This is a genomic window from Wujia chipingensis (assembly GCF_014337155.1).
In the GTDB taxonomy this organism is placed as follows: Bacteria; Bacillota; Clostridia; order Lachnospirales; family Lachnospiraceae; genus Coprococcus_C; species Coprococcus_C hominis.
Window position 1 is genome coordinate 2498445 of sequence record NZ_CP060632.1, and the last position, 13605, is coordinate 2512049.

The 13605-nt window shown below is 44.1% G+C and carries 12 protein-coding genes and 1 other annotated feature; of the genes, 5 read left to right on the forward strand and 7 right to left on the reverse strand.

The features are described 5' to 3' along the window. Nucleotides 1-126 precede the first annotated feature (126 nt). Nucleotides 127-367 (reverse strand) — a binding site (T-box leader). A gap of 392 nt (nucleotides 368-759) precedes the next feature. After that, entirely contained in the window at nucleotides 760-1761 is a 1002-nt protein-coding gene (locus tag H9Q76_RS11660) for an Rpn family recombination-promoting nuclease/putative transposase (protein ID WP_249321143.1), read from the forward strand. 120 nt (nucleotides 1762-1881) lie between these two features. Here the strand turns inward: H9Q76_RS11660 and H9Q76_RS11665 are convergent, their stop codons facing one another. From H9Q76_RS11665 to H9Q76_RS11675, 3 genes are all read right to left on the reverse strand, one after another. Next, on the reverse strand, nucleotides 1882-3930 hold the full coding sequence (locus H9Q76_RS11665; RefSeq protein ID WP_249321145.1) for a leucine-rich repeat protein: 2049 nt from the start codon (nucleotides 3928-3930) through the stop codon (nucleotides 1882-1884). Between the two features lie 507 nt (nucleotides 3931-4437). Next, nucleotides 4438-4935, reverse strand: a complete 498-nt coding sequence (locus H9Q76_RS11670) for a hypothetical protein (RefSeq protein WP_243029295.1) — start codon at nucleotides 4933-4935, stop codon at nucleotides 4438-4440. 27 nt (nucleotides 4936-4962) lie between these two features. After that, a complete protein-coding gene (locus tag H9Q76_RS11675; protein ID WP_118546208.1) occupies nucleotides 4963-5877 on the reverse strand; it encodes a hypothetical protein in 915 nt (304 codons plus the stop codon). 126 nt (nucleotides 5878-6003) lie between these two features. On the opposite strand from H9Q76_RS11675, the gene H9Q76_RS11680 reads away from it, so the two are divergent. From H9Q76_RS11680 to H9Q76_RS11690, 3 genes are all read left to right on the forward strand, one after another. Beyond that, nucleotides 6004-6246, forward strand: a complete 243-nt coding sequence (locus H9Q76_RS11680) for a hypothetical protein (RefSeq protein ID WP_021986210.1) — start codon at nucleotides 6004-6006, stop codon at nucleotides 6244-6246. Between the two features lie 150 nt (nucleotides 6247-6396). Continuing rightward, nucleotides 6397-6918 (forward strand): hypothetical protein, encoded by a 522-nt coding sequence (locus H9Q76_RS11685; protein WP_021986211.1) that lies wholly within the window; start codon nucleotides 6397-6399, stop codon nucleotides 6916-6918. A gap of 16 nt (nucleotides 6919-6934) precedes the next feature. Next, a complete protein-coding gene (locus H9Q76_RS11690; RefSeq protein ID WP_021986212.1) occupies nucleotides 6935-7189 on the forward strand; it encodes a hypothetical protein in 255 nt (84 codons plus the stop codon). Between the two features lie 73 nt (nucleotides 7190-7262). Here H9Q76_RS11690 and leuS read toward each other — a convergent pair whose 3' ends face one another. From leuS to H9Q76_RS11710, 4 genes are read right to left on the reverse strand one after another with little or no spacing between them, the layout of a single operon-like run. After that, on the reverse strand, nucleotides 7263-9656 hold the full coding sequence (gene leuS / locus H9Q76_RS11695; protein WP_021986213.1) for a leucine--tRNA ligase: 2394 nt from the start codon (nucleotides 9654-9656) through the stop codon (nucleotides 7263-7265). Between the two features lie 27 nt (nucleotides 9657-9683). Further along, on the reverse strand, nucleotides 9684-9869 hold the full coding sequence (locus tag H9Q76_RS11700) for a DUF4250 domain-containing protein (RefSeq protein ID WP_021986214.1): 186 nt from the start codon (nucleotides 9867-9869) through the stop codon (nucleotides 9684-9686). Then, nucleotides 9869-10771 carry a hypothetical protein gene (locus tag H9Q76_RS11705; protein ID WP_021986215.1) on the reverse strand — a complete coding sequence of 301 codons (903 nt, stop codon included), beginning with the start codon at nucleotides 10769-10771 and terminating at the stop codon, nucleotides 9869-9871. The genes H9Q76_RS11700 and H9Q76_RS11705 overlap by 1 nt, the downstream gene beginning before the upstream one ends. A gap of 36 nt (nucleotides 10772-10807) precedes the next feature. Further along, on the reverse strand, nucleotides 10808-12190 hold the full coding sequence (locus H9Q76_RS11710; protein ID WP_118373999.1) for an AI-2E family transporter: 1383 nt from the start codon (nucleotides 12188-12190) through the stop codon (nucleotides 10808-10810). A 142-nt stretch (nucleotides 12191-12332) separates the two neighbouring features. Between H9Q76_RS11710 and H9Q76_RS11715 the strand changes: the two genes are divergently transcribed. Beyond that, nucleotides 12333-13604 carry an ATP-binding protein gene (locus tag H9Q76_RS11715; RefSeq protein WP_118546212.1) on the forward strand — a complete coding sequence of 424 codons (1272 nt, stop codon included), beginning with the start codon at nucleotides 12333-12335 and terminating at the stop codon, nucleotides 13602-13604. The last annotated feature ends 1 nt before the right edge of the window (nucleotide 13605 follow it).

Consider the following 13605-nt stretch of genomic DNA (forward strand, 5'->3'; position numbering starts at 1 on the left):
AGCGTGCTTCAACGGTCTGCTTTAGAATTGGTAATTACGAATCACTCAATCCACATATTGGAACTGCAATCATCTGATATGTGTTTCTAACCAGTCATAAAAGGCAACAAAAAAACTTCGCCCTTGACTAGGGACGAAGTAATATCCGCGGTACCACCCTGATTCGACTATGACAGTCGCTCTCATTGTATGCGTAACGTGCATAACACGACGAATCCTACTTTCCACTGCACCACGACAATGGTATGTTCAAATCCGCGACTCCAGTGTGAAAATGAGATCTTCCTCTACTGAACAGGGCTTGCAGCCATGACCCCGTCTCTCTGTCAGGTCTTGAAAATCCTTGTTGCACCTTCAACGTCTTTCTGCTTATTATGTTCCTGCAGGCGCATCATCATTCATTCCGCAAATGCACCTATCAAAAAAACATTTTAGCACAATAAACAGTTGTGTCAACCCCGAAATCAGCAACGGATTCAAGTAAATTATAATTCACCCCTTTACACCCCCACAACAAGTATGATAGCATGCATTTGTTGATAACACGCAACTTGATGTTGTGGCGGTGTCAGATTTCATCTGATAACCAGTGATATAGCTCTTATATCACGAAAAATCCCAATTATTTTATTATGTATCGCTTGTTGTATTTGATTTATGTGGTAAAATATCTTTAATTATAACCTTTGTACTCTCAGGTTCTTTCTATTTTTTCCTCCACCACACATCAAATGCACGGCAGAAAAGGAGGAATTACATATGGGAAAACTTGACGACATGACAAAGGAATTATACGAGAACGACCTCGTCTTTGCCGACACAATGAATGTGCTGTTCTTCGATGGTGAGTCAATGATCCGCGCACAGGATTTATCGCCGCTTGATCCAACGGAAGAACACACAATCTTCGATGATGATTTTGTGAGCATAACCGAAAGTGAAGAAAAAACGGACAAAACGCAAAGAAAAGCAGAAGCATTCAGCAATCAGAAATACCGTGATGTCCTACGTATGCTTCAAACACAAAACGGGAAATTGGAAGTGCGCATCATTGTAGGCGCAGAAATCCAATCGCATATACATTATGCAATGCCGATTCGGAACTTTGAATACGATGCTCTTAATTTGTCCAGGCAATTATCTGCCAGGCAAAAATACAACCGGGAGAATCACCTGCTCAAATCAAGAAATGAGTTTCTGTCAGGGATAAAAAAGGGCGAAACATTTACCCCCGTTCTCACAGTCGTTGTATACTTAGGAAAAGGAACTTGGGATGCCCCTAAAACACTTCACGAAATGTTTAATCTGGATGGAGTACCTGAAACACTACTTGCATATGTGCCGGACTACCGCACAGCAATTCTTCAACCAGAAAGCGTTACAAGCAAGCAGCTTGCGCGTATGAAATCGCCACTCCGGCATATACTTGGGGTAATCAAGGCATCGACAAACTGGCAGGATATGAACAACTATGTAAATCAAAATAAAAACGACCTGTCGCATCTGGATTCACTGACGGCAGGCATTATAAGTGAGGCGTGTAACATGAATATACCAAAACAGGAATTGGAAAAGGAGGATGTAAATATGTGTGAGGCACTGGTACAATTAAAAGAAATTGGCAGACAGGAGGGACTGTCTGAGGGCAAAATCGAAGGCAAAGTTCTTGCTTATCTTGAAGTTGGTAAATCCGATGATTGGATCATCGATCATCTCCAGATTACACAGGAGAAATTAGACGAGATTTTGAATAATCAATAATTATCCTAAATCAACAAATACTTTTCTTAGTTTCAAAACGTCATACAAAGAAAGAACGGAAGGTGTACTTCGATAATGAAGTACACCTTCCACATTTTTTATTCTTCAATTATATGATTATTACTTCTTGATATAAGCCTTTGTATTCACAGACTGAATATTTTTATAGTTGTTCGCTGGTGCTGTGCCACCCTTCGGTACAAGCACGATCTGGATTCCCTCCAGACGCTTCGCAAATCCGGCAGTTCCGGCTTCTTCTCCGTTCTTCGCCCAGCCAAGCCAGCCGTAAGACTGCGCATGCACACGATAATATACATCAAAGCGATTTGCCATCTCGCCGTAAAGCTTGATCTGGATTGCTTCCAGTCGCTTTGCTTCTCCGCTTGTTCCACTCATCGCGCCATCTTTTTTCCATTCCTTCTCCCAGCCATAAGTCTGGACGTGGGTACGATACTGGATTCCACCTGCATACGCTGCATTGGAAAGCTTGATGTTGATTCCTTCGAGTCTCTTTGCCTTGCCGGATGTTCCACTCATCGTACCATTCAATACCCAGTTTTGCCAGCCGAAGCTCTGTACATGTGTCTTGTACATAATATTTGTGCTGTCGGTTGATCCCGGAATTGTGATTGCGCCGTTTGTCTTTGCTATATATGCACGGGAATCATGCACACCCTTCGATGCATTCACCCTCGCATAATCAAGTCCCGGTGCCTTTTCATTCTTCTTTACAACTACAATCTGAATTCCTTCGAGCCGTTTTGCATAACCGGCTGTTCCAGATGGCTCACCATTCTTCGCCCAGCCAAGCCAGCCGTAAGACTGTGCATGCACACGATAATATACATCGTACTTGTCCTTATCTGCACCGGTCAACTGAATCTTGATTGCTTCGAGACGCTTTGCCTCACCGGTTGTTCCGTTCATCTCCCCATTTGCGGACCATGGAAGCCAGCCGTATGTCTGGCAGTGCGTAGAATACTGGATGCCGAGATTTGCATTTCCGCTCACGGAGATCTCGATTCCTTCAAGTCTCTTTGCCTTGCCGCTTGTACCACTCATAGTACCATTTGTCACAGGCGCCTGCCAGCCGAAGGACTGAACATGGGTGCGGTAGGAGGTAGTAATTTTCCCTTGGACATCTTCAAATGTGTAACCATATTTCTTTGCGTAAGTTTCTGCACAGGAACCTGTATAACCACGGATGATTTTTAAGTTGTAGCAATAGCTAAATGCATCATCTGCTATTTCTTTTACAGCATCCGGGATAGTAATACTTGTTAATTTTGTACATTCATGAAATGCACCATCCCCTATTTTTGTCACGCTATTCGGTATCATTGTATTTTTACAGCCATAAATCAACGTATTCGTTGCTTTTTCTATAATTGCATTACAACCTTCCCGGCTGTCATATATTGTATTTCCATCCGCAACTTTTATGCTTTTCAATCCGCGACAGCTTTCAAATGTAGATTTTCCAATTGTCGTTACTCCATCTGGTATAACAATGTTTTCTAACAAAACGCACTCATAGAATGCCGCATCACCGATTGTTACCACACTGTCTGGTATTGTGACACTGGTCAGTGCAAAACATGACGAAAATAAGCCATCTTCTATCGTTGTTACGCCTTCCGGAATCTTAACACTTTTCAGACTTGTTATGGCAAATGCGCCTTCTCCAATCTCTTTTACGCTGTCAGGAATTACAATATTTTTCAAAAGTCTGCTATCAGCAAACGCTCTCTTTCCTATTTTTGTAACACTTTTCGGAATTACAACTGTTTCTATAGTCCAATTACTTTGGAACGCATTCTCCCCAATCTCTGTACACCTACCCGGAATTACAACCTCAGTACTTGTACCAATATACTTTGTAATCCTCGTTCCATTCCACTCAAAATCTGCTTCACTCGTCTCGGCACCAGTTGCCACGACTTCTTCTGCCTGCTCCAGCGAAGTTTCTTCCGCTACTCCGCTTCCCGCATCCGTTGCTGTCGCATCCTCACTGCTGGTTTCCACCGTTTCACTTTCTGTCGCTCCCTCTGCTACAACTTCGGCTGTCGGTTCTGCCGCAGACACGGTTCCTGCCGGCACGTTGACAAGCAGACTCACGCCCATACATGCGGCGAGCGCGAAGTTGGCAAATCTTTTTGTTCTTCTCATCCCTTGTCCTCTCTTTCCGTGTAAATCATACACTTATTTTTTCTTCTTTCCGATTTTCGTCACAGAGTCATCACTTTTCGAATATTTACCACATACAAATCTGCTTTTTGCATTCCTGTTACGTTACAACAGTCCCCATTTTTGCGCACGAAAAAAAGCCACGCATCTCTGCCCGACTACTTTCATGTTCTTTATATAGTTATATCGATTCTGTGAGTTCTCCGAACTGGAAATGAATTTGCGAGATTCGAATTTCTCTATCTCTGCTTCAACAATTTTCCTGCTGAGCAGTACCCCCCCCGATGAACAAACGTTCTATTTTGAGGTTCGGGATCATGCAGGATACCGCATTTACACGTATTTCTTTGTTAGCTTTTATACGATACATTCCCTGCACTCCTTCTTGAAAATTTCAAACTCTTAATAATTTTACAGCAATACACAGCTACATGCAATAGGTAAATAATAATTTACCTATTGCACAAATTTCATTTGTTTTACATCCCATTACTTCCCTAACAACATCACGAAAAGTCCTACCGGCAGGGCGATCACCGCCTGCGTAAACATTCCGATCACCGCATATTTGATATGATGCCAGTAATCGTGATAAGCATCGACCATATCCTCGGTTCCCGGAATTACCATTTTCTTGCTATGGCAAAACCAGAGGCAGTCCACAACCAGTGCATCAAACCACATTTCTGCCACCCACATGAGATAACCGTGCAGCCAGCCTGTGAAAAACGTGCGTGCTCCTCCGATATAATACGCCAATACCGTCTGCAAAACTATGTATCCGATAAAAAATCCAATCTTACCGATCGTTGCCTTTTTCATCAACTTGCCAGAGCTTTCCTCGATCAGTCCAAGCTCTCTGCATCGATTCTGTATTGCTTTTGGATACTCTTGTATCAATCCAAGTCTTCCTTTTTTTGCCATATTGATTCCGCAGATCGTAAATACCACGACATTAAAAATAATGATTTCCAAAACTATATTCATGCGTTCCATCCTCCATCATCTACATCATTATCCCCGAATCGCATCCACGCACGCGTCAATCAACTCTTCTTCTCTAAAATCAATTTCATAAAACAAATCCGTCTCCGGTTCTGACAAGGTCAGCCGGTACAATTCTCTACCACCCCTTTCCTCCACCCGATTCTTGGACAGATACCGCACATCATCGAGGCGGATTACGTCCGTATGGAACCAATATGTTGCAACCAGAAAATTATCTGTCACATAGATTCCATGATAATGAAAATATAATTTATCGCGTAATTCTGTATTGAGCTGTTCGATCACAGCACTTCTACGCCCATAGGCACGCAGCTTCTTTGCCTGCGGATTCTTGTATGGCCGCATCCACAACCGGACAACATATGCCAGCACAAAGACATACAGCATCGACAACGCCGCAACAATAATATACGCAATCCCCGTATACACATATGGGAAATCCGGTTCACTGATGACATAAGAATCATAGAATCCATCTAAAATGTTCATCGGAACCTCTCCATTTTTTGACAATCCGGCTATGATATGATCTGTAACTACCTCGTCCTTTACGATACGTCCCTTCACTGTCCGCTTATCAATACTGTTTTGTGGCTGTTTTGTTTTAATAAGCAGAAACACCATATGATCATCTTCAAAGCAATAATAATAGGCACCCTTGATTTTGTTTTCCACCAGATAATTATATCCCGTGTAATACAGATTCTCCGCATTGTACCGGACACTTGTAGTGCCATCTGAATATAGCTGCGCAATCTGATCCTCAATCGGCTCAATCTTCGTAAGCTCATAACATTGCACCACATGGAACAGCGAATAACGCACCCCCACAAAAATGAGTACAAGCAATAAGACCATGATAGGGAGCATCATCGCCAATGTATTTTTTATCATTATGATTTCAAACTTCTTGTGCTTCATCGAATCCTGTCGCCTTTTGTCAATTTTCTCTATCTTAACATTTAACGAACTTCCATTCAACTTTTTTTAACACTTCGCAGGCAGGCGCATAGTATAAACCATAAGAATTTTTAGCGGAGGCATCTCATGAGCGATTTGTCAGCTACACAGTGCGGTTGCGGCTGTGGAAATGGTTTTAACATCGGAAATGGCAGCAACTGTTCCTGCATCTGGATTATCATCCTGTTGTTATTGTGCGGTGGCTGTGGCGGCGGAGGATTCTGCGGTGGAAACGGTTGCGGTTGCGACAATGACTGTATCTGGATCATCCTGATTCTCCTCTTCTGCTGCGGAAATAACAATGGCGGCGGTTGCGGCTGCGGTTGTTAATAGAGGAATTCTTCGGGACTCCCTTGCAAGTTCACTTGTAAGGGAGTTTTTGTTATCTGTTGTATGACAGCGGTTGCATCCTCTTCCTCCGGCTCATATTTTTACAGAGTCGCACATATATTAGACTAACAAGATTTCAGAGCATCCGCCATGCTGCATAATCATCCGCTCGATCAACTGATCCATGACGACTCCCTGTTTTTCTTGGAAGCCATGATTCCTTTTGTGGACTATGCCTACAAAAAACCGTTGATCCTCTTAATCAAATATCAGGAAATCCGCGCCCTGATGCAATGCTTCGACCACCCGGACTATGTTGCCTCCTGCGGGTTCGACTGTCACCCGGAAAGTTCCGAAGAAATGATGGAATGCATGTGCCGTTTCCTGCCGGGCGATTTTGCAGGCAATATCAAGAACATGCAGCAGATGCTCAAAATGATGCAGGTCATGCAGGCGATGAATGATTCTGGATCACAGGGGTCGCCACCAAATAATAATTGTGGAAATCCCTGTGATTTCCCGCCACAACCGGGCTGCGGTGCACCACCTCCGCCACCCGACTATGCGCCGCGGCAGGACATTGGTAGAAATCCAGATCATAATTGCAACAACCAGTCAGGCAGGCACAAGGATCTTTATTCCAGCGTCATGGATATCCTGAATTCCCAATAAATAGAAAGGTTCTCCTATGTTTGAACAAAACCCGAAACTTCGAAACATCCATCCAACCAAATTACGAATTATCAACGAAATCAAGGAGCAGAGCAAATACCAGTCCGCCGAGGAGCTGCTGCCGCAGATCCTGCAGATCAATCAGGAATTAAAACGCCGGAACTTAAGTTTCACGAAAGAAGAATCCGCGTTGCTTCTCGAAGCGATGGAAGAAAGCATGTCTCCGGCGGAGCGTCAGAAATTCCAGATGATCAAATCTTTTTTCCTGTAACAAAAAACGGCTGCCTGACACGGTACAAAAACAATGTCAGGCAACCGTTTTCTTTCTATTTCTTCAGCAAATATTACTTACATACAATATTTACGATCTTACCCGGTACGTAAATTTCTTTTACGATGTTGCCAGTCAGCTTATCAGCGACAATCTCCTTTGCACGGGCAAGTACGGCATCCTTATCCTCGTCCTTTGCGACAAGAACCGTTCCTCTTACCTTACCGTTGACCTGTACACCGATCTCGATCGTTGCATCAACGGTCTTTTCTTCCTCGTACTGTGGCCATGCACTGACAGACAAGAAATCTTCATGTCCGAGAGACTCCCAGATTTCTTCTGTCAAATGTGGTGCAAACGGGCAAAGAAGCTTGATGAAGATCTCAAGCTGTTCTTTGCTCAGCTTACCAGCACTGTAAACAGTATTGGTCAGTGCCATCAAGGTTGCGATTGCTGTATTGAACTTTGTTTCCTCGATATCACTGCTTACCTTCTTGATTGCCTTGTGGAAGCTTACCTCCAAAGCATCTGTGGAAGGATCATCCGATACCATATCTGTCATACCTGCTACACGCTCCAAGAAACGCTTACATCCCTTTACAGAGCTGTCACTCCAAGGAGCTGCGGCTGCATAATCACCCATGAACAATACATATGTCCGGAGCGTATCTGCGCCGTAATCTTCTACGATGTCAAGTGGATCGATAACATTTCCCTTGGACTTACTCATCTTATCACCATCTGGTCCTAAGATCAGTCCCTGAATCGTACGCTTTGCATATGGCTCCGGTGTATTTACCTCGCCGAGGTCATACAGGAAACGATGCCAGAATCTGGAGTAGATCATATGTCTAGTTACATGCTCCATACCACCGTTGTACCAGTCAACCGGCATCCAGTAGTCGATCTTCTTACGATCTGCAAATGCCTTATCGTTGTTTGGATCAATATAACGCAGGAAATACCATGATGATCCTGCCCACTGTGGCATAGTATCCGTCTCACGCTTTGCATCACCGCCACACTTCGGACACTTGCAGTTTACATAGGAATCAATCTTTGCCAGTGGAGACTCACCGTCCTCACCCGGCTCGAAGTTCTTCACATCTGGAAGCTCCAGAGGAAGCTCCTCATATGGCACGGCTACGACACCACAGGATGGACAATGTACCAGAGGAATTGGCTCACCCCAATATCTCTGACGGTTGAATGCCCAGTCCTTCATCTTGAACTGTACGCCTGCTTCGCCAACACCCATCTTCTTGATTTCCTCAACCATGCGGGCGATAGAATCCTTCTTATTTGTAAATCCATTCAGGAACTCTGAGTTGATCATCTCACCGTCACCCGTATAAGCTTCCTTCGAGATATCGCCACCCTTGATAACCTGAATGATATCAATGCCAAATGCCTTTGCAAAATCATAGTCACGCTGGTCATGAGCCGGTACTGCCATGATCGCACCAGTACCATATCCCATCATAACGTAGTCAGCAATGAAGATCGGAATCTTCTTGCCGTTCATCGGGTTGATACCCATAAGACCTTCGATCTTCACACCTGTCTTATCCTTGACAAGCTGTGTACGCTCGAACTCGGTCTTCTTCTGGCATTCCGTACGGTATGCCTTGATGGCATCCATATTTGTAATCTTGTCAGCATATTTATCGATCAGCGGATGCTCCGGTGCGATAACCATGAAAGTTACACCGAACAATGTATCTGGTCTTGTTGTATAAATCTGAAGCTTCTCATCTGTTCCATCGACATCGAAGTTTACAAATGCACCAGTAGACTTACCAATCCAGTTTTCCTGCTGCTGCTTTACATTTGCAGGATAGTCGACATCCTTCAGACCCTGCAGAAGCTTATCTGCATATTCTGTAATCTTCAGATACCAAACCGTCTTCGACTTCTGTACAACCTCGCTGTGGCAGATATCACACTTACCTCCCTGACTGTCCTCGTTGGAAAGAACAACCTTACAGCTTGGACAATAGTTAACGAGTGCTGTATCACGGAATACAAGTCCCTTCTCGAACATCTTCAGGAAAATCCACTGTGTCCACTTGTAGAACTTCTCATCGGTTGTATCGATCACACGGCTCCAGTCAAACGAGAATCCAACCCGCTTCAACTGCTCGGTAAATCGCGCGATATTCTGATCTGTGATCTGACGCGGATGGGTACCTGTCTTGATTGCATAGTTCTCTGTTGGCAGACCAAATGCATCGAATCCGATTGGGAACAATACGTTGTAACCCTCCATACGACGCTTTCTGGATACGACTTCTACACTGGAATAAGCCTTGATATGTCCTACATGCATACCCGCTCCACTTGGATAAGGGAACTCTACTAATCCGTAGAATTTCTTCTTGTCTGAGAAGTCCTGTGCTTCAAACACCTTGGCATCTTCCCATTTTTTCTGCCATTTTTTCTCGATTACTTTGAAATTGTGTCTCATAATGTCTCCTTTTACTAAATCCGCCTCTTATACAAAACGGTTTAATTTATCATCATATTTATAATCCACAGCCGCAAGTTTTTGCTCGAGATCTTCTCTTGCAGTCCGGAATTGTAAACAAAAGCTGTCCAGATTGATGCCGTCATCACGCAGTCTCGTATTCACAAAGCTTAAGAGCATCATCGGATCCTTCGGTAAATTTTCGATTGCCATTATAACACCTCTCCGGTAATCAGCCAAGGGGCTGGTTGATTTACAAACATACTATCTTTGTTTGTCTTTGCCACATTGATCTGCAATACCTCCATATTTGAGATACCGTACTTATCAAAGAGTGGCTTGATGCCAGACAGGATATTTAACTCCAATGTATAGATGACAAACTGCATCTTCGGATTCTTCTTCAGCAGTCTCTGAATATCTTCTTCGAGATGCTTGTTCGCAACGATAAAGGAAAGTCTTGGTGTTGGAATCTTCGCCATAGATCCCTCGGATAAGTCTGGGATAATCTGGACGTTGTGCACGCCAAACTGCTTCACATTATCCTCCATCGTATCCTTGGCGCCCTTATCATTCTCCACACAGATGATTGCGCCATCACTTGCCACAAAAGCTGCCTCGATTGCGATACTCTCTGCATCAACTAAACAGATCGTATCCTGCGAATCCACACCGAGCAGACTCATGATGACGGCACGGATTTCCTTGCCAACATACTTGATCGGTCCCTTCGAGAACATCTCGTTGCGCATACCGATCCGGTACGATTCTCTTGTCTTCTCATTCAGAATGAAGATTACTGTCGGGCCTGTGATCTTTCGGTTGATCACCTCTTTGATCTTGACATGTTTTACCTGTCCTTCTTCCTCGATGCCAACCGCATACCACATATCATAATCGCCAAAGCCTGCCTCCCAGAAATCATAGAACAGATCCTCATGGGATTCATCTGCAAAAATCAGCACACGTTTGTGTCCTTCCACGGTCGGTATTACATTTTTCTGTTTTCCACAAATATCCAGAAGTTTGATCTTCTCCGGACTTACCTGCATCTCTTTTGAAAAATACTCCATCCAGTTTAAGATCTGCTTTGTTGCATAACTACCTTTTGCCATACTCGCTCCTCCTTGTCTCTCTATGTTTGTAACCCTTTATTTCTCGTCTTTCTCTGTTTCTTTTTTCTCTGCTTCCTTCGTCGCATTTTCATGCTTTTTCAGATGCATCTTCTCCATCCAGCGGCGGAACACCTGCTTCATCCGGCTTTCCCTCAATGTCTTTCGCTCATCGTGGCGCTCCTGGTAAATCGGCTCTCCAGTCTCCTCGTCGAATTTCTTCAAGCGGATATAATCGCCTGTGGCTGAAGATAAATCTTTCGCACGCAGCTTGTCCCGGAGCTGTACTGCGAAAAATGCATACAGACACGCAAATACCGGAACACCTAAGATCATACCTGCCACGCCGAACAGATCACCACCCACTAAGATTGCAAGCAATACCCAGATACCGGAGATTCCGGTTGCATCGCCTAAGATCAATGGTCCTAAGATATTGCCATCAAACTGCTGCAATACAATGATCCAGATGATAAATACCACGAACATGATTGGATCATCCATCAGTGCTAACAACGCACCCGGTACCGCTCCGATAAACGGTCCGAAGAATGGAATGATATTTGTCACACCGACAACCACACTGATCAGCACCGCATACCGCATGTGTACGGCTGAAGTAAATATAAAGCATATGATTCCAATGATACAGGAATCTAAGATCTTACCATTGATAAATCCGCCGAACACGACATTTGCATACGAGCATCCTTCCATGATCTTGTTACCTGTCTTCTTGGAGAACAGACAATAGATCACTTTCTTGCACTGCGCCAGCAGCACATCCTTGCTCATCAGCAGATAGATCATAACGATCAGACCGATCAGGAAATTCATGACTGCCTTGATTCCGACAACCACGCCGGAAGAAAGCGTTTTCACGATTGTGTCGAGGTTCGGCATGATCTTATCCTTCAGAATCGTAAACACATTATTTTCTGCATAATCAAGCACCTGTGACAACTTATCCTCAATCATCTGATTCTGTGCAAATACTTTTTTGATCCACGCCTCAGCTGAATTGATATAATCCTCTGTGCTGTTCACAAGATCTGTCAGACTCTCATACACACGTGGGATTACCAGCCACAACAATCCAACCAGCAATCCAAGGAACAAAAGCACCGTCAGAATCAAAGCCGGAACCTTCACCTTCTTATAAACCCTATCGTATTCCGCTTCTTTCTTAATCTTACAGATCAAAAAGGAAAGCCCACGCCGGATATAGATCATGATTGGATTCAACATAAATGCGATCACAAGTCCGATAATGATCGGTGTCATCGCAGAGACAACATTCCCGAGAAATCCGAAAATAGACTTCCACTGCTTTATGACTTCTGCAAACAAAATACATGCACAGCCAGCAAGTGCAAGCATAACCCCAAGTTGAAGAATATTTTTATTCCACTTATTTTTCACGCATCTGTCTCCTTCTACTCATACAATAATTACGATTTATTATAGCATTTTTAATTGGTAGAAACAACCTAATTCTTGTTGACACTCCCTATATTATTGACTAAAATATTTTCATATAATACGCAAAGGGGTGTATGCACAGATGTATCGGAATATCATCAACGACTTTGCTAACTGGTACGACCAGACAAAGCGCAAAATCTTATATGTAAAGGGCGCAAAGGGTGTCGGTAAAACATGGGCGGTTCGCGATTTTGCCACAGCCTTTTTCAAGCAGCAATGCTATATCAATCTGGCAGAAGATTCTGCCTGTCAGGATGCCATCGCCGGCGATTCCAATCTGGATCTGCTGCTGTCTCAACGTTTTCCGTTTGGAGACGCATCAGATTGTATTTTTATCTTTGACGAGGTACAGGCAGTGCCGGACTGCGCGGAATTTTTCTATGCTTTCCGCAAGAATCATCCAGATTACACCATCTGTCTGATCGCATCCTCGATGGAATTTACAGAGTTTGAATACAGTCACCCGGACGTTTTTGAGATCTTCCGCATGCGTCCGATGACCTTTGAAGAATATATGATTGCAAGCAAGGCACATCCTTTCATAGATGCAATTTCAAAGCATAAGGACACGCCGCTTACCAATCTTGAAATCGGCGCAATCACCTCTATGCTCCGGGAATACCTGTTAGTTGGCGGTATGCCGGGCGTAGTCCATGCGTATCTGAAGAACCGGGATCTGTCCATCATCCGTCCGATGCAGGAGGCACTGTTGGAAGACTATGTCCAGCTTATGAAACAGACTTACCCGGTCGCACTCTACCAGCGATGCAAGCGCATCTTCCGGAGTATCCCGGAGCAGCTTGCCCGCGAGAACAAGAAATTCATGTACAAGTCCGTCGATTCCAATGCACGCAGCCGGGAATACGCCGAAGCAGCACAGGCATTATGCAACCTCGGAATCGCCCGGAAACTGCCACGTCTGACATCTGGAAACCTTCCTTTGGAAGAGCATGTTGATTACAAATCCTTTGAGCTGTTCTTCATCGATCACGGCCTGCTCCGTGCCGCTTATGGACTTCCTATGAATGAGGAGATTGATGTGAACGATATCCTGGCAGAAAAATGTGGTGCGATTGCAGAGCAGTTTATCTTCCAGGAGTTAAGCTCCAAGATTCCGTATCTGTACTATTGGGTATCCGGCGCAACCGCGCGCGTTCCGTTTGTCTATGAAGGAGAAGATGCCCCGGTTCCGGTCGATATCCGTTTCGTCCCGAATTCAAAGGCACAGAATATTAAGACATTCCGAAGTAAAAATTCAAATACAAACATTGCAGTGAAAGTAAGCTTCAATCAGGTGTCTCTCGATGGAGACACCCTGAATATCCCAGCTTACGGTCTGTGGAACATGTAAA